This is a genomic window from Halomonas piscis, assembly GCF_031886125.1.
Taxonomy (GTDB): Bacteria; Pseudomonadota; Gammaproteobacteria; order Pseudomonadales; family Halomonadaceae; genus Vreelandella; species Vreelandella piscis.
Genome location: NZ_CP119391.1, coordinates 1,791,002 through 1,813,149, shown reverse-complemented (window position 1 = coordinate 1,813,149; position 22,148 = coordinate 1,791,002). Strand labels below are relative to the sequence as shown.

The window sequence follows — 22,148 nt, the reverse complement described above, 5'->3', positions numbered from 1 at the left end:
TGGAGTGACACCATGTCGACATCTATCCCGTCTTCCCTGTCCCGGCGGCGCGTACCGCTGGTCCGCGCCTTCGCCGTGGCGCTTTCCCTGGCGGTGATGGCCGGCTGTTCCAGCACCGGCGGCACCCAGACCGGCGAGTCCTACGGCGACGGTACCCGCAGCGGCGACGGCACGGCCGGCGGCGCCACCACCGCGGGGACCGGCAGCGGCGGCCAGTACGGCTCGGGCACCGGCACCAGCGGTACCGGTCAGCAGGCCGACTCGCGCATTCCCGAGGTGCGCACCATCTATTTCGACTTCGACCGCGACACCATCAAGGACGAATACGAATCCGTGGTCATGGCCCATGCGCGCTACCTGCGCGCCAACGGCAATGCCAACGTCGTGCTGAAGGGCCATACCGACGAGCGCGGCACCCGGGAATATAATCTGGCGCTGGGCGAGCGGCGGGCCAACGCGGTCAAGCGCTTTCTGCGCGTGCAGGACGTGTCCAGCTCTCAGATCAGCGTCGTGAGCTATGGCGAAGAGCGTCCGGCCAGGCGCGGCTCGGACGAGTCGGCGTATTCCCGGAATCGCCGTGTCGAGTTCAGCTACTGAGCTGGCGTGATAGCGCGCTTTGAGCACGGGAGCCATTATGACCTCTGATTGGATAACGCCCGGGCCCGCCATCGTCAGGTGGCGCGGCGCGGCGCTTCAAGGCCTTTGCTACCTGGCGCTTGTCGGCGCCCTGTGGCCGGGGAGCGCCCTGGCGCAGTCGCCGAACGGACTCTATAACCAGACCGAAACCCGCTCCTCGGGCAGCCTGGTGCTGTTCAACCAGGTCCAGGAGCATCAGCGCGAGCTGAAGGAGCTACGCGGCGCGGTAGAAGAGCTGCGCCACGAGCTGAAGGAGCTGCGCCGCCAGTCGCAAAAGCGCTACCTTGACCTGGACGAGCGGCTGGCCAGCGCGGCCAGCGCTTCGGCGGCGAGCGGTGAGAAGACAGGCGACGAGCAGAGTGCAAGCGACAGGGCCGAGGCGGAAAGCGACGCCGAGGCGCTGTCCGCCTCCGCTAGCGAGTCCGCCGATACCGAGCAGGCCGCCGATCGGGCCGATAACGAGGAGGCGCAAAAGGCCTATCAGCAGGCCTTCGCTCACGTTCAGGCCCGGGAGTTCGACGAAGCAATCGCCGCTTTCAAGCAGTTCGTCAGCGACTATCCGGATACCCGGCTGACGCCCAACGGCCATTACTGGCTGGGCGAGCTTTACGCGGCGGAGGATGACCTTGACGCGGCGGATCAGGCCTTTACTCGGGTCATCGAAGAGCACGGCGACAGCAGCAAGGTGCCCGACGCCATGTACAAGCTGGGGCTGATGAAGGCCCGGCAGGGCGACAATGAGCGTAGCCGCGAGCTGCTCGAAACGCTCCGCGAGGACTACCCTCAAAGCAGCGCCGCCGGGCTTGCCGGCGATTTCCTGCGCCAGTCGGAGTGACGGACGGCATTGACCCCGAGGATTACCATGCTTTGCAAAATAGATTATCAGCCGGCAGCCGATCTGCTGCAGGGGCGCATCATCCTGATCACCGGCGCCGGTGACGGCATTGGCCGCGCCGCCGCGCTGGCCTGTGCCCGCCACGGGGCGACGGTCATTCTGCTGGGGCGCACCATCGCCAAGCTGGAAAGCACCTACGACGCCATCGAGCAGGCCGGCGGCCCCCAACCGGCGATTTTTCCGCTGAATCTGGAAGGCGCCACCCACGCCGACTATCTGGACATGGCGGAAACCCTGCACCAGGAGTTCGGCCGTCTGGACGGCGTGCTGCACAACGCCGGGCTGCTCGGGCGCATCACGCCATTCGAGCAGTACAACCCCGAGCTCTGGGAGCAGGTCATGCAGGTCAACGTCACCGGGCCGGTGTGGATGACCCAGGCGTTGCTGCCGCTGCTCAAGGCGTCCGACGACGCCTCGGTGGTGTTTACCTCGTCCGGCGTGGGGCGCAAGGGGCGGGCCTACTGGGGCGCCTATGCGGTGTCCAAGTTCGCCACCGAAGGGTTCGTCGAGGTGCTGGCCGACGAAATGGACAACCAGCACGCCATCCGCGTGAACACCCTGAACCCCGGCGCCACGCGCACCCAGATGCGGCGCACGGCGTTTCCCGGCGAGGACCCGGATGCCCTGCGTACCCCCGACGACATCATGCCCACCTATCTGTGGCTGATGGGGCCGGACAGCCAGGGCGTCAACGGCGAGAAAGTCGACGCCCAGCCGCCGCGCCAGTAGCCGCCGCGCCGGCTGTCATCCGGGCCTTGCCGCCGCCCAGCGCGTCTACCAGGGCCGCGCAGTCGTCAAACCAGACGTCTGCCGGCCACTGGCGATAGTCCTCTTCCTCGGCGATATAGCCATAGCCCACGGCCACCGCGGTCATACCCGCGGCCCTGGCGGCTTCCATGTCGCGCACGTGATCGCCTACGTACCAGCAGGCTTTCGGTGTCGTATTCAGCTGCCGGGCCGCTTCCCAGAGCGGTTCGGGGGCGGGCTTTTTCGTCGGCAGGTCGTCGGCGCACAGCAGCGCGCCCGGCTGCAGCCCGAGTATTTCCACCAGCGGCGCGGCGTAGCGGCGGGGCTTGTTGGTGACGATGCCCCAGGGACGCTTTTCGCGGTGCCAGTCGTCAAGCCAGGTATCCAGCGGAGCAAACACCCGGCTGTGGGTGGCCAGGGCCTGCTCGTAGGCGTCGAGCAGAATCGTCCGCGCGGCGCCGTGGTCCGGGTGATCGGCGGCAAGCCCCAGCGCCAGGGTCACCAGGGCGCTGCCGCCGTTGGACACCTGGCCGCGAATCACCTCGAACGGCAGCGGCACAAGGCCGTGGTGGCGGCGCAGAACGTTGGTGGCGGTGGCAAGATCCGGTGCGGTATCCACCAGGGTGCCGTCAAGGTCGAACAGGACGGCCTCGGGGGCAGCTATCGACGTCATGCGTCCTCCTGCTTGCGACAGGCCATCATGTAGTTGACCGACACGTCCCGGGGCGCCAGGCGGTAGCGACGCGTCAGCGGGTTGTAGGTCAAGCCAGTCTGTTCGCTGACGTCAAGCCGGTGCCGGCGGCACCAGGCGGCCATTTCCGAAGGGCGGATGAACTTGGCGTAGTCGTGGGTGCCCCGGGGCAGCAGGCCGAGAATGTACTCGGCGCCGACAATCGCCAGCGCCCGGGCCCTGGGCGTGCGGTTGAGGGTGGAAAAGAACACCGTGCCGCCGGGGCGCACCAGCCGGCTGCAGGCCTCGACGATTGAGGCCGGGTCGGGGACGTGTTCGAGCATTTCCATGCAGGTGACGACGTCAAACTCGCCCGGCTGTTCGTCGGCCAGGGTTTCCACCGCCACGTTGCGGTAGCAAACGTCGACGCCGTGCTCTGCCGCGTGGCGCCGCGCCGCCTCGAGGGGGGCCTCGCCCAGGTCGATGCCGGTGACCTCGGCGCCGCGGTGAGCCATGGACTCGCTCAGTATGCCGCCGCCGCAGCCCACATCCAGCACGCGCTTGCCGGCAAGCCCCGCCCGGGCGTCGATAAAGTCCAGCCGCAGCGGGTTGATGTCGTGGAGCGGCTTGAACTCGCCCTCGCGGTCCCACCAGCGCTCGGCCAGCGCTTCAAACTTGGCCACTTCCGCGGCATCCACGTTGCCGCGACGGGCTTTCCTGGCGTTGGCATGCATGTATCGGCTCCTTGGGAACGGTGTGTCGTGTATGATGGCCATTCTACCACTCCCGGTACGTAAAGCATGACCGATAAGCATCAGTAAGGACCGCTATGATTCGCAAGGCTGTACTTCCCGTCGCCGGATTCGGCACCCGCTGCCTGCCTGCCTCCAAGGCGATCCCCAAGGAAATGATTACCGTGGTCGACCGCCCGGTCATCCAGTACGTGGTCGAAGAGGCGGTAGCGGCGGGCATTCGCGACATCGTGCTGGTGACCAGCGCCAGCAAGGGCGCGATCGAAAACCACTTTGACACCCATGCCGAGCTGGAAGCCAGCCTCGAAGCCAAGGGCAAGCAGGCGCTGCTGGAAAGCATCCGCGATATCGTCCCGGACGGCGTCAATCTTATCAGCGTGCGCCAGGGCGAGCCTTTGGGCCTGGGACACGCGGTACTCTGCGCCCGCCCGGTGATCGGCGATGACGAGCCCTTTGCCGTATTGCTGCCGGACGTGCTGGTGGACGCGGCCGAGGGCCAGGCCAGGGGGGATAGCGATTTGCGCGGCATGCTGGCGGCGTTCGAACTCACCCGCAGAGCCCAGCTGATGGTGGAAGAGGTCGACTGGGCGGAGGTCGAGCGCTACGGCATCGTTTCGCCAAGCGACGCCGTTCCCGCCCCGGGCGAGGCGGCGGCGCTTGCCGGCATGGTGGAAAAGCCCACCCGGGCCGAGGCGCCGTCCAACCTGGCGGTGATCGGTCGCTATGCGCTTCCCGGCGCCATTTTCCCGCTGCTCGCCGATACCCCGCCGGGGGCGGGAAACGAAATCCAGCTCACCGATGCCATCGAGGCGCTGCGCGAGAGTCAGGGGGTTCAGGCCTACCGCATGCAGGGCTTGACCTACGACTGCGGCCAGCCGCTTGGCTACCTGGAAGCGACCCTGGCCTTTGGCCGGCGCCACCCGGCGCTGGGTGAGGACTTCCGCGCACTGCTGTCGCGCTACCGGGGAAAGTAAGCGGGAGAACGGACATGAGGATCCTGATTTACGGCAGCGAGCTTTCCGCCGCTACCGCCGCCGCCGCGCTTGCCTGGGTAGGGCACCGGGTAAGCTGGCTGCCCCACGCCTCCCAGCCCTGGTCTGCGCTGCGCGAAGCCGACTGGCTGCGCCGGGAGCCGCAGCTGTTCGAGCAGATCGAGCACAGCCGGGCCGACGGCCACTTGACGCTGGTGGACAGCGTCGAAGCGGTTGGCGACCTCGATGCCCTCTGGCTGGGGCTGTCCCCGTCCCAGCGAAAGGACGCCGAGACCCTTCTGCGCCACCCGGCCATGGGGAGCAAGGCGCGCCTGGTGCTGGTCAACAACTCGACGTTCCCCGTGGGCGAAACCGAGCGGCTGGAGCGCTGCCTGGGCGGGCCCCATATCGGAGTGGCCTTGCCCGACATGCTCGAGGAAGGGCGCGCCTGGACCACCTTCACTCGGCCCACGCGCTGGCTGCTGGGCTGCGACGATGCCCGCGGCGAACGCCTGGTGCGCGAGCTGCTGCGCGCCTTCAACCGCCGCAGCGAGGTATTTCAGCGCATGCCGCGGCGGGACGCGGAGCTGACCAAGCTGGCGATCAACGGCATGCTGGCCACCCGCATCAGCTACATGAACGAGATCGCCGGCCTTGCCGATACCCTGGGCGTCGACGTCGAGCACGTGCGCCAGGGCATGGGGGCGGATACTCGCATCGGCTTTGAGTATCTTTACCCCGGCTGCGGCTTTGGCGGGCCGAGTTTTTCCCGGGACCTCATGCGCCTGGCTGACGCCCAGCTGTCCAGCGGGCGCGCCTCGGCGCTGCTGGACCGGGTGATGGACATCAACGAGCAGAAGAAAGAGACGCTGTTTCGCAAGCTCTGGGCACACTTTGGCGGTGAGCTGGCGGGCAGGACGATAGCGATCTGGGGAGCCGCCTTCAAACCCGGTACCGTGCGCATTGACCAGGCCCCGGTGCTGACGCTGCTCGAGGCGCTGTGGGCCCAGGGCGTGCACGTGAAGCTGCACGACCCCGCCGCCATACCGGCGCTTGTCGAGGCCGTGGGCGAGCGCGCTGACCTGACCGTCTTCAGCGACGACCCTTACCGCGCCTGCGAAGGCGCCGACGCGCTGCTGCTGGTAACCGAATGGAAAACCTACTGGAATCCGGACTGGGAGCGGCTGGCGGGGACGTTGCGCGCCAGGCTGATACTCGACGGGCGCAATATTTATGATCCCGACTTTGTGGCAAGCTGTGGGCTATGCTACCGGGGGATCGGCCGCCGGGCGGACCCGGCTTCCCCGGGGCCCCGGGAGTCGCTACCACAGCAGGCGCAAGGCCCGGGGGAAGCCCGAGGCAAGGAGAGTTAATGTCTGAAAACGCCGCATCTTCGCGCATTGTTCCCGACGCCAGCCAGAGCCTGGGGCCGGCGCGTCGCCGCCAGCCGTCAAGGCCGCGCCTGTGGCCGCTGTGGCTTTTTATCGTGCTGCTGATCGCCGCCATGGCGGCGCTGGCGGCAGGCGCCTGGCTGGAACGTGAGCGGCTGCTGGACGAGCTTTCCCGGGTCAAGGGGGAGGTCTCCAACGTGCACGCGCGGCTGGATTCGGGTGACGGCAAAGTGCAGGACAGAATAGCGCTGATCCAGGCGCAGCTGAGCACGCTGTTCCAGGAGCAGGAGCAGCTGTCGGTACGCTTCAACGGCATGCGCGAAGAGCTGCTGGACCTGGTGCCCGCAAGCGAGGATATTGTCTCGGCCGAGGCGATCGAGTCGCTGCTGGCCCAGGTCAAGGAGCAGGAGCAGGCGGCAAGCCTGCGTGACGACCGGCTGGCGGCGCTCGGCGCCTCGCTCGACTCCCTCGAGAGCGCTGCGGAAAGCGAGCACGGGCAGCTCGACGACGACATCGCCCACCTGGAAGCCACTCTCGCCGACCGCCTTGAGCGTCAGGCACAGGCGTACGACGAACGCCTGGCGTCGCTCAACGAGGCGCTGGCGACGCTTGCCGACGACATGGCCGCGCTCGACCAGGGAGGCGATGCCGGCCGGGAAACGCTGGCCAAGCGACTCGACGCTCTGGAAAGCGACGTGCGCCAGCTGCGCCAGTCCCAGCTGGCCTTCAGTGCCCAGCTGGAAATGCTGCGCTAATAGAGACGGATACGCTTTCGACGGAGCACAGTGCACGTGACAAGACAATACTTCCGATGTCCCGACGCCGGCCGGCTTGCGCGCTATGCGGCGATGCCGCTTTTGTGCACCGCGCCGCTGGCGTTTGGCCTGAGCGCGACGATCAAGGACGTTGACGGCGAGCTGGACCAAGCGGTCAAGGACAACATCGAGGCGTATCTGGAAAACCTCGACGGCGAGGCCTATACCAGGACTCGCCTGGCCGGCGAGGTCAAGCGGCGCAGCGGCGAAGCCATGCGCGTTTACGGCTATTACGAGCCCGAGATCAACGTTACCGTCGACGAGCCCAAGGGCCAGCAGGTCGTCAGCATCGCCATCGACCCCGGCGAACGCGTCAGCATCGAGACCCTGTCGATTACGCTCGAAGGCGATGCTCAAAACGATCCGCCGTTTCAGGAGGCGGTCGACGACTTTCCGCTGGAAAAGGGCGATCCGCTGCTGCATGCCCCCTGGGACAAGCTGCGCGGCAGCCTTTCCGCCTCGGCGCTCGAGCGCGGCTATTTCGACTGGCGCTTTGCCCGGCGGCGCATGGAAGTGCGCCCCTACAAGCAGAGCGCGCGGCTCTACCTGGACTTTGACAGCGGACCGCGCTACCGCTTCGGCGACGTCGTCGTCAGCGGCAGCCATATCGAGCCCGAGCGGCTGGAATCCATGCGCACCTTCGAGCCCGGCAAGCCGTACCTGGCGCGCTCGATCGCCGAGTACAACCAGCGGCTGGCCGAAACCGGCTGGTTTGGCTCGGTGATGGTGCGCCCCAGGCTAGACAGTGCCAAGGAGCTCGCCATGGCGCCGTCGGACGGCTCGCAAAGCTGGTGGCACCGCACCACCGAGACCCAGCCACAAACCGCGTGGCTCGAGCGCGACGCCCTGGGCAGCGCCATGCGCGTGCATCGCCATCACAATACCCGGCTGCCGGTAGACGTCGTGGTAACGCCGGCCGAGCGTCACCAGTTCGAGGTTGGTGTGGGCTACGCTACCGACGTGGGGCCGCGCACGCGTTTTTCCTGGAACCAGCCCTGGATCAATCGCTACGGCCACAGTTTGGATCACGATCTTTACCTTTCCGGCCCTGAGCAGCGCTTTTCCGGCGCCTACAACGTGCCGCTGGAAGATCCGCTGCGCGACAGCTACCGCCTGCAGTACGGAATCAAAAACCTCGACGACGGCGATACTCACTCTCTGGAAAGCACGGTGGAGCTCGCCCGGCGCTGGCAGTTTGACAACGACTGGGTGCAGTCGGTCTACGTGCGCACCACCTACGAAGACTTTACCCAGGGCGGCGAGAGCGAAAAGGTCTGGATCTATTACCCCGGCATTCAGTGGACGCGCACCCGCACCCGGGAGCAGCGCTTTCCCGTCTGGGGCGATCGTCAGCAGCTCTCGCTGGAGTATTCGGATACCGCCTGGGGGTCGGACGCGCAGTTTTTCCGCGCGACCGGCGATAGCGAGTGGATCCGCATGCTGGGCGAGAAAAACCGCTTTGTCGGCGGGGTGAGCCTGGGCGCCATCGAAACCGACGACTTCAGCAAGATTCCGCCGTCGCTGCGCTTTTTTGCCGGCGGCGACAACAGCGTGCGCGGCTATTCCTACGAAAGCCTGTCGCCGCGCAACGCCAAGGGCAAACGCCGCGGCGGCCAGCAGATGTTTACCGCCAGCGCCGAATATCAGCGTAACGTCACCGGCAGCTGGTGGGGCGCGGCCTTCGTCGACACCGGCGATGCCTTCGACAGCTGGGGGCCGGCCGACTTGAAAACCGGCGCCGGCCTGGGCGTGCGCTGGGTATCCCCCGTGGGCCCCATCCGTTTCGACGTTGCCCATCCCTTTGACGATGACGACAGCGACTTTCGGATTCATTTTTCCATCGGCCCGGAATTCTAGGAGGCATGCGTGCCTGATACTCGATCCACGCCGGCCGGGCGCCGCCGAATGAGCGGCAAAGAGCGGCTCGGACGTTTTGCCTGGGCCATGCTGCGCCTGCTGTTCTGGCTGCCGCTGTGGCTTATGGCCCTGCTGATGCTGGTGCTTGGGCTTGCCCTGGCGCCGTTCGGGACCGGCTTTCTGCTCTCCCAGGCGGAGAAGCACGAGCTGATCCGCGTCGAGCACCACGAGGGCGGGCTGCTGGACGATTTCCGCCTGCAGGGCTTCGCCATGGACGCCTTCGGCGTTCACGCCCGGGTGGACGAGTTCGAGCTCGCCTGGGCGGACGACTGCCTGCTGTCGGGCCGGCTGTGCCTGGACACCCTGCGCGTGGCCGGCGCCGATATCCGCCTGGACCCGTCAGAGAAAAACGCCCCCGAGCCCGAACCCGAGGACGATACTCCGGCCGGGGAGATTCACCTGCCGTTCCCGATGGAGCTGCGAGAGCTCGTGCTGGACGACGTCAGCGTGCAGCTGGGCGACGGCCCCCGCATCGGGTGGGCGCATTTTGACAGCGCCCTGACCGCCGAGGATGGCCAGATCAGGGTGGCGCCGACCGCGTGGCAAAAGCCGCGCCTGTACTTGCCGCCAGGCCCCGGAGTGCGCCTGACCCAAAACGCCGACACGCCGCTCTACGCCGAAGGCATCGACGCCGCGATTGCGGTGCAAACGCTGCCCGAGGCGCCGGCCCGAGCCGGCGATGAGGCCGTGCCGCTGGACGAAGCCCTGGCCGCCCGCGAGCCTCTGGAGCTGCCGGCGATCAGGCTGCCGGTCAACGTCGATCTGGCGCTGCTGGACGTCGAGGACTTCGAGGTCAGCGGCGTCACCGACTATACCGTCAACGAGCTGCGCCTGGGGCTTGAAGGCGACGGCGATCAAGTCACGCTGACCCGCTTCAACCTGGTGACGCCGGACGCCAGCGCTCGGCTTGACGCCAATACCACCCTGAGCAATACCTATCCGCTGTCGGCCCGGCTGCACGTGGTGCTGTTTCTGCCCGAGCTGATGCCCGAGCTCAGCGGCGAAGAGCTGACCCTCACGCTTTCCGGGGCACTTGACGACCTGCACGCCGAGCTTGATGCCCGGGGCACCGTCAACGCACGCTTTAGCGCCAGCGCCGATCTGCTGGCCCCGGCTATTCCGTTCGAGCTGCGGCTGCAAAGCGAGTCGCTGCAGTGGCCGCTGCCGCCACGCAAGGCCGCCGCGCTTGCCGAGAGCACGGCGGTCAACGCCGAGGCGGCCGCAAAAGTGGCGCCGGCTCCCGCCCCCGAACCGCCGACAAAGGCGGAGGAAGATATCCAGCCGTACCGCCTGCGCGCGCTGGACCTGGCCGCCAGCGGCAGCCTGGAAGGCTACCGGGCGACGCTCGGTTTCCAGGCCGAAGGCCCGGACGTGCCCCCCGCCGAGGTGGCACTCGCCGGCAGCGGCGATATCGCTCACTTTGCCTGGGAATCGCTTGACGTCGACACCGGCGACGGCCGGCTGAGCAGCCAGGGGCGGGTGGAATGGCAGGCGCCGTTTCGCGTGGACGCCACGCTTGCGCTGGACGACGTTGACCCCAACCGCTTTGTCGACGCGCTGGAAGGTCAGCTGAGCGGCAACGCCGAGTTCAGCCTGCGCCAGCTCGACGACCAGTGGGCCGTGGATGTGCCGGGGCTTAGCCTCGACGGTACGCTCCAGGGCTACCCGCTCACGCTTGACGCCGCGCTCGAGGCCAACAGCAACCTGAACATGACCATTCGCCGGCTCGACTTCGCCCAGGGGAACAACCGCCTCAACGCTCGGGGCCAAGTCAGCGAAAGCAATATCGACCTCGACGCCGATATTAACCTGCGCGAGCTCGACAGCATTTCCAGAGAGCTTGGCGGCACCCTGACCGGCGACGTTACCGCCAGAGGCAGCTTCTCCGCGCCGGAGGTAACGGCACAGCTGAGCGGCGACGCGCTGCGCTTTGCCGACAACGGCCTGCAACGGCTGCGCCTTGACGCCGACGTCCGCGGCATTGACGATCCCGCGCTCGAGGTGGGGCTCGAGCTTTTGGGGCTGGACGCCGGCGGGCAGGCCCTTGAAAGCGTCGTGCTCGAGCTTGACGGCAAGCTTTCCCGGCATCAGCTGACGCTTGACGCTCGGGGCGGTGCGGACAACGACACCCTGAGCCGGGCGCGGCTGGTCCTGTCCGGCGGCCTCGATCAGGCGCGCAGCCGCTACCGGGGAACGCTCTCCCGGCTGGAGGCCGATTCCAGCGCCGGGGACGTTCGCCTGGAATCGCCGGTAGACATCCGCTATGCCCTGAGCCGCGGCGAACTGAAGCTTACGCCTTTCTGCCTGCGCCGGGAGCAGGGCGGCGTGGTGTGCTCGAAAAAGCCGCTGACGGCCTCTGCCCAGCAGGGGGAGGCGGCGCTTTCCCTGCGCGAAGTGCCGATGGAAGCCGCCGAGCCGTTTCTGCCCGAGGGCTGGCAGCTTGCCGGCGACACCACCGCTGACCTCACCGCCTCCTGGTCGGCGGGCGGTTCCCGCTGGCAGGCCGACGGCCAGCTGGCAAGCCGGCTTGCGATCACCGCGCTCAACGATTACGGCCAGCCGGTCGAGCTGCCGCAGCTGACCCTGGACGCCGACCTGGACGCCGATACCGCCCGGGCGGGCGCCGACGTCAGCCTGTCGCTCGCCGAAGCCGGGGACGCCCGGCTGAGCGTGGCCGTGAACGATCCGCTGGGCGCCGGTACCCTTGACGGAACGCTGTCGATCAACGGCGTCACGCTGGCACCGTACCGTCCCCTGGTGGTGGGCATGGAGAAGCTTGCCGGGACGCTGGACGGCCGGGTCAACATCGGCGGCTCGACGCAGCAGCCGGACCTCCAGGGGACGCTTGAGCTCACCGGTATCAACGCCTCCGGGCCGGATATTCCCGTGACCGTGCCCGACGGTGAAGTCAGCGTTTCGTTCAACGGCGAGCGCGGCAGCATCGACGGTTTTCTCAACGCCGAGCGTGGCCGGCTTGATATTGACGGCGATGCCGTATGGCCCGGCGGCGATGCCTGGCGAGTCGGCGTTGACCTCAAAGCCGACTCGCCGCTGCTGGTGACGCTGCCGGCGTTTGGCCGTCTGGAAGCCTCGCCGGATATTCGCATCCGCGCCACGCCCGAGCGGTTGCAGGTGCGCGGCGACGTCAACGTGCCCTGGGCACGGCTGGAGGTCGGCGACATTCCCCGCTCGGCCACGGCCCCGAGCGCTGACGAGGTCATCATCACCGAGCGCGAGGATAAAGAAGCCGAACGCAAGGCCCGCAACCCGGACGCGCCCAGCGCCGCCGACGAGCTGGAAAGCGCCGGCATGGCCATGGACGTGAATCTGACCGTTACCCTGGGCGGCGATATGGAGCTGTCCGCCTACGGGCTGGAATCCGGCCTTGCCGGCACGCTGGAAGTACGCCAGGACAGCGGCGGGCTGCAGCTCTTTGGCGACGTCAATCTGGAAGACGGCCGCTTCAAGGCGTTCGGCCAGGATCTGCTGATCCGCCGGGGCAAGATCTACTTCAGCGGCCCGCCGGGGCTGCCGTCGCTGGACTTCGAAGCGATTCGCAACCCCGAGGTGACCGAGGACGACGTGATTGCCGGGGTGCGAGTCACGGGGATTGCCGCCGAGCCCAACATCGCCATCTTCTCGGAGCCGGCCATGGACGAAACTCGGGCGCTGTCGTACCTGCTGCGCGGACGCGCGCCGGACGCCTCCGGCGGCGGCATGGACAACGCCCTGACCACCGCCCTGATCGGCATGTCGCTGGGCCGCGCCGGCGGCGCGGTCGGCTCGGTGGGCGAAGCCTTCGGCATCGAGGATCTGACCCTTGACACCACCGGCGCCGGAGACGACAGCCAGGTAGCGGTCAGCGGCCAGCTCAGCGACCGGCTGCGGGTCAGCTACGGCGTGGGCATATTCTCGCCCATTGCCGAGCTCACGCTGCGCTACACTCTGTGGCGGGATTTGTACCTGCAGGCGGTTTCCGGCGCCAACCAGGCGGTAGACCTGATTTACCAGTTCAGCCGCAAGGGCAACCCCCGGGTGCTCAAGGGCGAGGAGTGAACAGCGACGCCCGAATGAGAGTCAAACCCCGGCACCTGCGGATAGATGACCACTGACAGAGAGCGGAGGAAACACAGCATGACGCTATTTGCCGGCGCCCTTGCCGGGCGCCAAACGCCGATTGAAACCAGCAACATCCATGCGGTCAGCGGTGCTCCGCTGCACCCGCCGTTCCCCGAAGGTCACGAGGTGATCGTGTTGGGCATGGGCTGTTTCTGGGGCGTGGAGCAGCTTTTCTGGGAGCTGCCCGGCGTATTCGTCACGGCGGCGGGCTACGCCGGGGGGCAGACGCCCAACCCGACCTACGAAGAGACCTGCACCGGCCGCACCGGCCACGCCGAAACGGTTCAGGTGGTGTACGACCCGGCGGTCATCGATATCGGGACGCTGCTCAAGACGTTCTGGGAAAATCACGATCCGACCCAGGGCAACCGCCAGGGTAACGATATCGGCCCTCACTATCGCTCGCTCATCCTGACCACCACCGAGGCCCAGCGGATTGCCGCCGAGCAGAGCGCCGCGGCGTTTCAGGCCTCGCTTGAAAAGGCAGGGTGCGGCGACATCACCACCGAGATCCGCCCGCTGGAGCGCTTCTACTACGCCGAGAGCTATCACCAGCAGTATCTGGCGAAAAATCCGGGCGGCTACTGCGGCCTGAAGGGCACCGGCGTCAGCTGCCCGGTGGCTTAGCAGCGAGCGGGTAGGCTCAGTCGCTCGGCGCCAGGCGGTCGATGCGGTAGAGGGTTTCTACCTGATCGAGCCCGGAGACGGTGCAGTTGAGGTTTTTCACCCGGCCGTCGCTGAGCCCGTAGACCCAGCCGTGGACCGCGACGTTTTCGCCGCGCTGCCAGGCGCGCTGAAGAATCTTGGTGCGGCACAGGCTGTTGACCTGGGCCTTGACGTTGAGCTCGCACATGCGGTCCACCTGATCGCTCATCGGCAGGTGATCTAGGGAGTCGCGGTGGCGGTTGTAGAGCTCGCGCACCGAGTGCAGCCAGTAGTCCACCATGCCGCATTCACCGCCTTCGATGGCCGCCTTGATGCCGCCGCAGCCGTAGTGGCCGACGATAAGGATGTGCTTGATCTTGAGCACGTCCACCGCGTACTGCACCACGGAAAGGGCGTTCATGTCGGTATGGTTGAGCAGGTTGGCCACGTTGCGATGCACAAACACTTCGCCCGGCGGCAGAGCAATGATCTGGTTGGCCGGTACGCGGCTGTCCGAACAGCCAATCCACATGTAGTCGGGGTTTTGCTGGCGGGACAGACGGGCGAAGTAGTCGGGATCTTCCTCGCAGATATGTTCGGCCCATTCGCGGTTGTTATCCAGCAGGTGGTTCAACGAGTCTGGCATGAGAGTCTCGGCTATTGGTCTCGGCAGGTAGCAAAAATGGTAAAACGGCAGCGGGCAGGGCGCCCGAATAACCCGTGACGGCCCCGGCATACGCTGCTAGCGTAGCGGCAGCATAAACGCCGGTACGCTCGGCTGGCATGCCCAGTCGGAGGTATCGACAAGTGCCATCGCACAGGAGCATATAATGGCAGACGCAGCATCCTATGAGTATGATCTTTTTGTTATCGGCGCCGGCTCCGGCGGCGTCCGCGCCGCGCGAATGGCCGCGGCGGAGGGCGCGCGCGTGGGAATCGCCGAAGACCGCTACCTGGGCGGTACCTGCGTCAACGTCGGCTGCGTGCCCAAAAAGCTGTATTCCTACGCTGCCAACTTTCACGACAGCTTCGACGATGCGGCGGGCTTTGGCTGGGAGCTCGAAACGCCGGCGCGCTTTGACTGGCCCACCCTGCGGGAGAACAAGAAAGGCGAAATCAAGCGGCTTAACGGCATCTACCAGCGCCTGTTGGAAAACGCCGGGGTAGCGCTTTACCACGCCCGGGCCACGGTGGTCGACCAGCATACGGTCATGCTGGTCAGCGATCAGGATGAGCAGTACGTGAGCGCTGCCAAAATCCTCGTGGCGACCGGCGGCTGGCCCTGGGTGCCGGACTTTCCCGGCTGCGAGCACGTCGTCGACTCCAACCAGGTGTTCGACCTGGAGACCTTTCCCGAGCGCTTTCTGGTGCTGGGCGGCGGCTATATCGCCGTGGAGTTTGCCAGTATCTTCAGCGGACTTGGCAGCGAGACGCACCTGATCTACCGCCGGGATCTGTTTCTGCGCGGCTTTGATCACGAGGTGCGCGAGTTCACCCGGGACGAAATGCAGCGCAAGGGCGTCAACCTTCACTTCAACGTCAACATCGTGCAGATAGAAAAGGGCCGCAATGGCTATCGAGTAACGCTCACCGACGGTGAGGTCATCGAGGTGGACACGGTGCTCGCTGCCACCGGTCGCCACGCCAATGTCGAGGGGCTGGGCCTCGACACTCTGGGCATTACCCCCGACGCGCAAGGCAAGGTGCCGGTCAACGAGCGTTTTGAAACCGTCGTTCCCTCGATTCTGGCTCTGGGAGACTTGATCGACACGCCGGAGCTGACGCCGGTGGCGCTGGCGGAAGCCATGCAGCTGGTGGATATCCACTTCAAGAGCGCAACGCCGCCGCCGCTGGACTACGCAAGCGTGCCCACGGCGGTGTTCTGCCATCCCAATATAGCCACCGTGGGCTTGTCGGAAGAGGAGGCGCGCGAGGCCCACGACAGTATCCGCGTGTACTCCACGGATTTTCGCGCCATGAAGCACACGCTGTCCGGCAGCGGTGAGCGGACGCTGATGAAGCTGGTGGTCGACGATGCCAGCGACGTCGTCTTGGGTGCCCACATGGTAGGCGAAGACGCCGGCGAGCTGATTCAGGGCATCGCCATCGCCGTGGGCGCGGGCCTGACCAAGGCCGATTTCGATCGCACCGTGGGCATTCACCCCACCAGCGCCGAAGAGTTTGTCACCCTGCGCACGCTAAGCCGGCGATAAATAGGCAAGGTAGACGAAGGCTTTCGGTGTGGTGCGGGGAACGTGAGGCCATTCTGTCTTTATAAAAATAAATTATGGAAAGAGGTTCAATGAATAAAAGCAGTTTTGAACTCGTCACAAGCGACTGTTATCCTTGGCACAAAATCGCAACAGCGAAGTAACTACATGAACAAACCAATGCGGCCCTTTACTCCCTCCGCCGAGCTCGTCAAGCCCACCGTTGCCGATGCGGTGGTGGGGCGTGCGGAAATGCCGTTGTTTATCCGCAAACCCAATGCGGAAGACGGCTGGGGAATTTATGAGCTGATCAAGTCCTGCCCGCCGCTGGACGTCAATTCCGGGTATGCATACCTTTTGCTTGCTACCCAATTTCGTGATACCTGTGCGGTAGCGACGAATGAAGAAGGCGAGGTAGTGGGCTTCGTTTCCGGCTACGTCAAGGACAATGCCCCGGACACGTACTTTCTCTGGCAGGTTGCCGTCGGTGAAAAGGCCCGTGGAACAGGCCTTGCCCGCCGGCTGGTAGAGGCCATCATGACGCGTCCGGAGCTTGAAGACGTCCATCATCTCGAAACCACTATCACCCCGGACAACATGGCGTCCTGGGGGCTGTTTCGTCGTCTGGCGGCACGCTGGCAAACGCCGCTGAACAGCCGTGAATATTTCTCAACCGAGCAGTTGGGAGGTGAGCACGATCCGGAAAACCTGGTACGCATCGGTCCCTTCCAGACGGATGCCATCCAGGCATGACACTGTTGTCGGTTCAGCGCCCTTCGCTTGACGTCAGGCGAGGGGAGCTATCGATACTGACAGACACCCGACCCGTTTATTGTTCGGAATACGATCCAACAAAGGAGATCGCTCATGCAGACCCAGACGTTTGAACGCATGGAATCGAACGTTCGTACCTATTCACGCTCTTTTCCGGTGGTTTTCAGCAAGGCCCAGGGCGCGCGCCTGACCGATGAAAACGGTCGCGAGTACATCGACTTTCTCGCCGGCGCCGGCACGCTCAACTACGGCCACAACAACCCGGAGCTGAAAAAGGCGCTGGTGGACTATCTCGCCACCGACGGCGTGGTGCACGGCCTCGATATGTGGACCTCGGCCAAGCGCGAATACTTTGAAGCCCTCGATGAGCTGATCCTCAAGCCGCGCAACCTGGACTACAAGATCCAGCTGCCGGGGCCCACCGGCACCAACGCCGCGGAAGCGGCCATCCGCCTGGCGCGCAAGGTCAAGCAGCGTCACAACATCGTGGCGTTCACCAACGGCTTCCACGGCATCACCATGGGCGCGCTGGCCCCCACGGGCAACCGCAAGTTCCGCGAGAACACCGGCGGCGTACCCACGGTAGGCGGCAGCTTCGTGCCGTACGACGGCTACATGGGCGACGCCATCGACACGCTGGACTATTTCGAGAAGCTGCTCGGCGACAAGTCCGGCGGCCTCGATCTGCCGGCAGCGGCCATCGTCGAGACCGTTCAGGGCGAGGGCGGTATCAACGTTTCCGGCCTCGAGTGGCTCAAGCGCCTCGAAGGCATTTGCCACGATAACGATATCCTGCTGATCATCGACGATATTCAGGCCGGGTGCGGGCGTACCGGCAAGTTCTTCAGCTTCGAGCACGCCGGCGTAGTGCCCGACATGGTGCTCAACTCCAAGTCGCTGTCCGGCTTTGGCCTGCCGTTTTCCCACGTGCTCATGCGCCCGGAGCTCGACCAGTGGGAGCCCGGCCAGTACAACGGCACTTTCCGCGGCTTCAACCTGGCCATGATCACCGCCGCGGCGGCGCTCAAGCAGTACTGGTCGGACGACACTCTGGCCAAGGACGTGCAGCGCAAGGGCAAGATCGTCGAGGAGCGCTTTCAGAAGCTGGCGTCCCAGCTGACCGATGCCGGCATGCCGGCAAGCGAGCGCGGCCGCGGCCTGATGCGCGGTATCGACGTGGAAACCGGCGACATTGCCGACAAGATTTCCGGCAAGGCGTTCGAGCACGGCCTGATCATCGAAACCAGCGGCCAGGACGGCGAGGTGGTCAAGTGCCTGTGCCCCTTGACCATTACCGACGAAGAGCTGGAGAAAGGCCTTTCCATCCTCGAAACCGCGGTAAAAGAGGTGATCGGCGGCTAACGCTGCTATGATTCTGCCGGCTGGTCGTTGCCACCCCGTGGCGACTCGCCGCAGAATACCTTTCCAGGCACATTCTTGTTAAAAAACTTCTGCCAACGGCCCGGTAGCGGGCCGTTTTTTTGGAGCCAAGCATGATCGTTCGCAACCTTGAAGAAGCCCGCAAGACCGACCGCATGGTAACCGCGGCAAACGGCAACTGGGACAGCACGCGGCTGTCCTTGGCCGATGACGGCGGCAACTGCTCGTTTCATATCACCCGTATTTTCGCGGGTACCGAGACCCATATCCACTACAAGCACCACTTCGAAGCCGTGTACTGCATGGAGGGCGAAGGCGAAGTGGAAACGCTGGCCGACGGCAAGGTCTGGCCGATCAAGCCCGGCGATATCTATATTCTCGACCAGCACGACGAGCATCTGCTGCGCGCCACCAAGACCCTGCATCTGGCCTGTGTGTTCACGCCGGGGCTGACGGGCAACGAAGATCACCGCGAAGACGGCTCTTACGCGCCGGCCGGCGAAGACTAGTCGCCACGCTACGGCGAGTGCCGGCGTGCGCTGCCGACACCGGCAACCGAAAGCCTCGCTTCGGCGGGGCTTTCGCGTGTCTGGGATATCAGCAGACCAGCGGCACGGCCATGAGCCGGAACACGGCAGCCATAAAGGTTCGCATAATATATATTATGTTAAATACTGGCTGCCAAGTTACCATGATAATGAACAAAATCGGGTAAAAAGCGCCGTCCCTTCTTGTGAAATCTCGTTCGGATGGACAGCCCTGCCGCCTTATCCTTATCATCCCTGTTCTTATATGGCTTAAAGGTACGTTTATTATGCGCTACGGTTTTGCCGGGCTGGCGGCGATGTTCTCGCTGGTGCTGGTCGGTTGTTCCATGACGCCACACGAAACATCCACGCCTGCCCCGCTGACCGAACCGGATTTCCGGATGCGCATGGGCGAGCTGGAAAGCCGTATTGCCCGCCAGTGCGACACCTCCGCCATGCGCCAGGAGCAGCTTGATCATTACCAGGAGATGAGCGCCAATGTGCGCGAGATTGGCGGCCTTCTGCGCCGCCTGCGCGGCGATGTGGCAACGCTTCAGATCCGCCAGGATAGCGAGCCCCGGGTCATCCGCGAGGCCTGCGAAGCCGACAGCCTGCTGAGCACCAAAACGCTGGTGGGCCGCAGCGAATGGGTGGGTCTGCCCAAGCTCGAGACGTACCTGAAGGCACGCATCGATTCCGGCGCCAAGACGTCGTCGCTTTCGGTCAGGGAGATTACCGACTTTGAACGCGACGGCGACGACTGGGTGCGTTTCAAGCTGTCGCTGAAAGACGAGGACGAGGTGGTAGAAGCTCGCCGCGACGAATGGATCGAAGCGCCGGTTGAGCGCCGGGTGCGCATCATCCAGGCCACCGGCGAGGCCTCGCGCCCGGTGATTTCTCTGCTCATGACGCTGGGCCCGATCCGCCAGAAAGTGGAATTCACGCTCAACGACCGCTCCCATCTGGATTATCCCGTATTGCTGGGTCGGCGGTTCCTGCTGGATATCGCCCTGGTCGACGTCGCCCAGCGCTATGTCCACGAACGCCCTTCCTATGAGTCACCCGACGATGACGATGACGACGAGGGGGACGAGCATGATGATGACGACGATGACGACGACGACGACTAACGTCCGGCACTCCCTTCCTGCCGCCGCTTTTGCTTCATAAGGATTTTTGAATGTCACGGCTACCGTTTTACCTGATCGTCGGGTGTCTGCTGATTGTCGGCATTGCCATGACGGCGCATCGTCATCTGCAGTTCGAGATTCCCTGGCTGCCCGGCGAGCAGCGCCAGGTCTGGGAAGTCGAAGCGATGATAACCTACAACGCCGACGACGGTCCGGTATCGGTGAACTTCGCCCTGCCCTCGCAGCAGCAAGGATTTCGCGTGCTGACCGAAAACACGGCGTCTTCGGGCTACGGTCTGGCCTACAGCGCCGACGAACGGGGCCGGCGCGCCGAGTGGACCACCCGCGAGGCCGGCGGCGAGCAGCAGCTTTACTATTCGGTGCAGCTGCTCGTGGCGCCCGAGGCCCGGGCCAAGGGGCCGCCGCCGCCGGAGCTTTCGTCCGCCACCGCCTGGGAGCGCCCTTACGATACGGCGGCAAGCCAGGTGATCGAACGCGCCTGGGCACGCAGCGCCGACAACGCAACCTTTGCACGAGAGTTGATGCGCAACATCAGCGGCGAGCAGCAGGGAGAAAATGCCCGTTTGCTGCTGACCCAGTTCGACGCTCCCGAGCTGATCGTGCGCCTTTTGCACCAGGCCGAGATCAAGGCACGCGTCGTCAGCGGGCTTGAGCTCAAGGACGGTCGTCGCCGGCAGACGCTGAGCAGCTGGATACAGGTCTATAGCGACGACGAAAAGCAATGGTGGCTGTTCGATCCGGCTACCGGCGAGCAGGGCAAGCCGGACGACCTGCTGCTGTGGGAAGTTGGCGGCCAGGCGGTGCTGGAGCTTCAGGGCGGCAGCGATTCCCGCGTCACCTTCTCCATGCTGACCCACTCCCAGCCGGCGGCCGCGGCGGTCCGCAACCATCATTCCGACGATACTCTGCTGAACTTCTCCATTCACAGCCTGCCGCTGGAAGAGCAGGCGCTGTTTCAGACCATTCTGCTGATTCCCATCGGCGCGCTGGTGGTCGTGTTCTTGCGCGTGCTGGTGGGCATCAAGACCTCGGGCACCTTCATGCCGGTGCTGATCGCCCTGGCCTTTATCCAGACGTCGCTGCTTACCGGCCTTCTGGGATTTCTGCTGGTCGTTGCCGTAGGGCTGGTGATACGCAACTATTTGTCCTATCTGAACTTGTTGCTGGTCGCCCGAGTATCGGCGGTGATCATTACCGTGATTGCCATCATTTCGATATTCTCGGTGATTGCCTACCGCATGGGGCTCAACGCCGGCCTCACGATTACCTTCTTCCCCATGATCATCCTCTCCTGGACCATCGAGCGGATGTCGATTCTCTGGGAGGAGGAAGGCCCCAAAGAGGTGCTGATTCAGGGCGGCGGCAGCCTGATGACCGCGGTCATCGTCTACCTGGCCATGAACAACCCTGTGGTGCGCCACATCACCTTCAACTTTCTGGGCGTACAGCTGATCCTGATGGCGCTGATACTGCTGCTGGGTAACTACACCGGCTACCGGCTGCTGGAGCTGCGCCGCTTCAAGCCCATCACCGATGACGAGTCCGGGGTATGAGCTGGCTCAAGAACTGGACCCTTCCTTCGCGCCTGAAAGCCCGCGGCATCATCGGCATGAACCGGCGCAACATTTACTATATCGGCCGCTATAACGATCGTCGGCTGTATCCTTTGGTGGACGACAAGCTGCAGACCAAGCTGCTGGCCCAGACCTATCGCATCACGACTCCGGCGCTGATCGGCACGGTGACCACCCAGTTCGACGTCAAGCGTATTGCCACGATGCTCGATGGGCACCCGGGGTTTGTGATCAAGCCGGCCAAGGGCAGCGGCGGCAAGGGCATTCTGGTCGTGGACAAGGCCGGCCCCGACGGTTTTTTCAAACCCAGCGGAGCTGAGCTCACGCTGACCGATATCGAACGGCACGTATCCAATATCCTCTCGGGGCTTTACTCCCTAGGCGGCTCGCCGGACGTCGCCGTGGTGGAAACGCTGATCAATTTTGAAGACAGCCTGATGGCCTATACCTACGAAGGCGTTCCGGATATTCGCGTCATCGTGTTCAAGGGCTATCCGGTGATGGCCATGATGCGGCTTTCCACCGCCGCCTCGGACGGCAAGGCCAACCTGCACCAGGGTGCCGTTGGCGTGGGTATTGATATCGCCAGCGGCCACGCGCTGCGCGGCGTGCAGTTCGACCGCCCCTGCCAGCGCCATCCGGATACCGGGCACGGTCTGGCAAGCCTGGTGGTGCCCCAGTGGGACACTCTGCTCAGCCTGGCGGCGAGCTGCTACGAAATGACCGGCCTTGGCTATCTGGGAACCGATATGGTGCTTGACCGCGAGCACGGCCCCATGCTCCTGGAGCTTAACGCCCGCCCGGGGCTTGCCATTCAGATGACCAACGGCGAGGGGCTGCGCCGGCGCCTCGACCTGGTCGAGAATCAGCCCGACAACGTGCCGCCTGCCGAGCGCGTGGCCTTTGCCCAGCGGCATTTCGCCCGGCGCAGCGAGCTTGTCGAGCCTGCTAAACTGATGAATGATGCATAGCCG

19 protein-coding genes are annotated in these 22,148 nt (G+C 65.0%); 16 read left to right on the top strand and 3 right to left on the bottom strand.

Annotated features, from left to right (window positions below; translation table 11 throughout):
• Positions 1–12: 12 nt before the first annotated feature.
• The 3 genes from pal to P1P91_RS08480 are packed head-to-tail and all read left to right on the top strand — an operon-like array spanning position 13 to position 2,260.
• The gene (gene pal / locus P1P91_RS08490) at positions 13–597 is read left to right on the top strand and encodes a peptidoglycan-associated lipoprotein Pal (protein WP_311881945.1); all 585 of its coding nucleotides are present in this window, start codon (positions 13–15) and stop codon (positions 595–597) included.
• Between the two features lie 37 nt (positions 598–634).
• Entirely contained in the window at positions 635–1,471 is an 837-nt protein-coding gene (gene ybgF, locus P1P91_RS08485; RefSeq protein ID WP_311881944.1) for a tol-pal system protein YbgF, read from the top strand.
• A gap of 27 nt (positions 1,472–1,498) precedes the next feature.
• Positions 1,499–2,260, top strand: coding sequence for a YciK family oxidoreductase (locus tag P1P91_RS08480; protein WP_311881943.1), 762 nt, complete (start codon positions 1,499–1,501; stop codon positions 2,258–2,260).
• Here P1P91_RS08480 and P1P91_RS08475 read toward each other — a convergent pair.
• Positions 2,220–2,951, bottom strand: coding sequence for an HAD-IA family hydrolase (locus tag P1P91_RS08475; protein WP_311881942.1), 732 nt, complete (start codon positions 2,949–2,951; stop codon positions 2,220–2,222). The two genes, P1P91_RS08480 and P1P91_RS08475, sit on opposite strands and share 41 nt — an antisense overlap.
• Positions 2,948–3,682: a bifunctional 2-polyprenyl-6-hydroxyphenol methylase/3-demethylubiquinol 3-O-methyltransferase UbiG gene (ubiG, locus tag P1P91_RS08470; RefSeq protein WP_311881941.1), complete on the bottom strand. Its 735-nt coding sequence runs from the start codon at positions 3,680–3,682 to the stop codon at positions 2,948–2,950. Before ubiG ends, P1P91_RS08475 begins: the two co-directional genes overlap by 4 nt.
• Positions 3,683–3,777: 95 nt before the next feature.
• Here ubiG and P1P91_RS08465 point away from each other — a divergent pair, with 95 nt between their 5' ends.
• From P1P91_RS08465 to msrA, 6 genes are all read left to right on the top strand, one after another.
• The gene (locus tag P1P91_RS08465) at positions 3,778–4,674 is read left to right on the top strand and encodes a UTP--glucose-1-phosphate uridylyltransferase (protein ID WP_311881939.1); all 897 of its coding nucleotides are present in this window, start codon (positions 3,778–3,780) and stop codon (positions 4,672–4,674) included.
• A 14-nt stretch (positions 4,675–4,688) separates the two neighbouring features.
• On the top strand, positions 4,689–6,044 hold the full coding sequence (locus P1P91_RS08460) for a nucleotide sugar dehydrogenase (protein WP_311881938.1): 1,356 nt from the start codon (positions 4,689–4,691) through the stop codon (positions 6,042–6,044).
• Positions 6,044–6,817 carry a hypothetical protein gene (locus P1P91_RS08455; protein ID WP_311881936.1) on the top strand — a complete coding sequence of 258 codons (774 nt, stop codon included), beginning with the start codon at positions 6,044–6,046 and terminating at the stop codon, positions 6,815–6,817. The genes P1P91_RS08460 and P1P91_RS08455 overlap by 1 nt, the downstream gene beginning before the upstream one ends.
• A gap of 93 nt (positions 6,818–6,910) precedes the next feature.
• Positions 6,911–8,734, top strand: coding sequence for an autotransporter assembly complex protein TamA (tamA, locus tag P1P91_RS08450; RefSeq protein WP_376717469.1), 1,824 nt, complete (start codon positions 6,911–6,913; stop codon positions 8,732–8,734).
• Positions 8,735–8,743: 9 nt separating this feature from the next.
• Complete coding sequence (tamB, locus tag P1P91_RS08445) at positions 8,744–12,850, top strand: autotransporter assembly complex protein TamB (RefSeq protein ID WP_311881934.1); 4,107 nt, start codon at positions 8,744–8,746, stop codon at positions 12,848–12,850.
• Between the two features lie 78 nt (positions 12,851–12,928).
• Positions 12,929–13,540, top strand: a complete 612-nt coding sequence (gene msrA, locus P1P91_RS08440) for a peptide-methionine (S)-S-oxide reductase MsrA (protein ID WP_311881933.1) — start codon at positions 12,929–12,931, stop codon at positions 13,538–13,540.
• 16 nt (positions 13,541–13,556) lie between these two features.
• Here the strand turns inward: msrA and can are convergent, their stop codons facing one another.
• Entirely contained in the window at positions 13,557–14,204 is a 648-nt protein-coding gene (can, locus tag P1P91_RS08435; RefSeq protein WP_311881932.1) for a carbonate dehydratase, read from the bottom strand.
• Positions 14,205–14,388: 184 nt separating this feature from the next.
• Here can and gorA point away from each other — a divergent pair, with 184 nt between their 5' ends.
• The 7 genes from gorA (at position 14,389) to P1P91_RS08400 (ending at position 22,145) form a co-directional block, all read left to right on the top strand.
• Entirely contained in the window at positions 14,389–15,771 is a 1,383-nt protein-coding gene (gorA, locus tag P1P91_RS08430; protein WP_311881931.1) for a glutathione-disulfide reductase, read from the top strand.
• 165 nt (positions 15,772–15,936) lie between these two features.
• Positions 15,937–16,521 carry a diaminobutyrate acetyltransferase gene (ectA, locus tag P1P91_RS08425; RefSeq protein WP_311881929.1) on the top strand — a complete coding sequence of 195 codons (585 nt, stop codon included), beginning with the start codon at positions 15,937–15,939 and terminating at the stop codon, positions 16,519–16,521.
• Between the two features lie 114 nt (positions 16,522–16,635).
• Complete coding sequence (gene ectB, locus P1P91_RS08420) at positions 16,636–17,904, top strand: diaminobutyrate--2-oxoglutarate transaminase (protein WP_311881927.1); 1,269 nt, start codon at positions 16,636–16,638, stop codon at positions 17,902–17,904.
• Between the two features lie 131 nt (positions 17,905–18,035).
• Positions 18,036–18,431 (top strand): ectoine synthase, encoded by a 396-nt coding sequence (locus P1P91_RS08415; RefSeq protein ID WP_311881925.1) that lies wholly within the window; start codon positions 18,036–18,038, stop codon positions 18,429–18,431.
• A 305-nt stretch (positions 18,432–18,736) separates the two neighbouring features.
• Entirely contained in the window at positions 18,737–19,579 is an 843-nt protein-coding gene (locus P1P91_RS08410) for an ATP-dependent zinc protease family protein (protein ID WP_311881924.1), read from the top strand.
• 50 nt (positions 19,580–19,629) lie between these two features.
• Complete coding sequence (locus tag P1P91_RS08405; RefSeq protein WP_311881923.1) at positions 19,630–21,153, top strand: UUP1 family membrane protein; 1,524 nt, start codon at positions 19,630–19,632, stop codon at positions 21,151–21,153.
• On the top strand, positions 21,150–22,145 hold the full coding sequence (locus P1P91_RS08400) for an alpha-L-glutamate ligase-like protein (protein ID WP_311881922.1): 996 nt from the start codon (positions 21,150–21,152) through the stop codon (positions 22,143–22,145). The genes P1P91_RS08405 and P1P91_RS08400 overlap by 4 nt, the downstream gene beginning before the upstream one ends.
• Positions 22,146–22,148: the final 3 nt, after the last annotated feature.

Excerpts from the sequence above, each read along its gene's own strand:
- pal (WP_311881945.1), top strand. The coding sequence starts at position 13 with ATGTCGACATCTATCCCGTCTTCCCTGTCCCGGCGGCGCGTACCGCTG.
- ybgF (WP_311881944.1), top strand. The coding sequence starts at position 635 with ATGACCTCTGATTGGATAACGCCCGGGCCCGCCATCGTCAGGTGGCGC.
- P1P91_RS08480 (WP_311881943.1), top strand. The coding sequence starts at position 1,499 with ATGCTTTGCAAAATAGATTATCAGCCGGCAGCCGATCTGCTGCAGGGG.
- P1P91_RS08475 (WP_311881942.1), bottom strand. The coding sequence starts at position 2,951 with ATGACGTCGATAGCTGCCCCCGAGGCCGTCCTGTTCGACCTTGACGGC.
- ubiG (WP_311881941.1), bottom strand. The coding sequence starts at position 3,682 with ATGCATGCCAACGCCAGGAAAGCCCGTCGCGGCAACGTGGATGCCGCG.
- P1P91_RS08465 (WP_311881939.1), top strand. The coding sequence starts at position 3,778 with ATGATTCGCAAGGCTGTACTTCCCGTCGCCGGATTCGGCACCCGCTGC.
- P1P91_RS08460 (WP_311881938.1), top strand. The coding sequence starts at position 4,689 with ATGAGGATCCTGATTTACGGCAGCGAGCTTTCCGCCGCTACCGCCGCC.
- P1P91_RS08455 (WP_311881936.1), top strand. The coding sequence starts at position 6,044 with ATGTCTGAAAACGCCGCATCTTCGCGCATTGTTCCCGACGCCAGCCAG.
- tamA (WP_376717469.1), top strand. The coding sequence starts at position 6,911 with ATGCCGCTTTTGTGCACCGCGCCGCTGGCGTTTGGCCTGAGCGCGACG.
- msrA (WP_311881933.1), top strand. The coding sequence starts at position 12,929 with ATGACGCTATTTGCCGGCGCCCTTGCCGGGCGCCAAACGCCGATTGAA.
- can (WP_311881932.1), bottom strand. The coding sequence starts at position 14,204 with ATGCCAGACTCGTTGAACCACCTGCTGGATAACAACCGCGAATGGGCC.
- gorA (WP_311881931.1), top strand. The coding sequence starts at position 14,389 with ATGGCAGACGCAGCATCCTATGAGTATGATCTTTTTGTTATCGGCGCC.
- ectA (WP_311881929.1), top strand. The coding sequence starts at position 15,937 with ATGAACAAACCAATGCGGCCCTTTACTCCCTCCGCCGAGCTCGTCAAG.
- ectB (WP_311881927.1), top strand. The coding sequence starts at position 16,636 with ATGCAGACCCAGACGTTTGAACGCATGGAATCGAACGTTCGTACCTAT.
- P1P91_RS08415 (WP_311881925.1), top strand. The coding sequence starts at position 18,036 with ATGATCGTTCGCAACCTTGAAGAAGCCCGCAAGACCGACCGCATGGTA.
- P1P91_RS08410 (WP_311881924.1), top strand. The coding sequence starts at position 18,737 with ATGCGCTACGGTTTTGCCGGGCTGGCGGCGATGTTCTCGCTGGTGCTG.
- P1P91_RS08405 (WP_311881923.1), top strand. The coding sequence starts at position 19,630 with ATGTCACGGCTACCGTTTTACCTGATCGTCGGGTGTCTGCTGATTGTC.
- P1P91_RS08400 (WP_311881922.1), top strand. The coding sequence starts at position 21,150 with ATGAGCTGGCTCAAGAACTGGACCCTTCCTTCGCGCCTGAAAGCCCGC.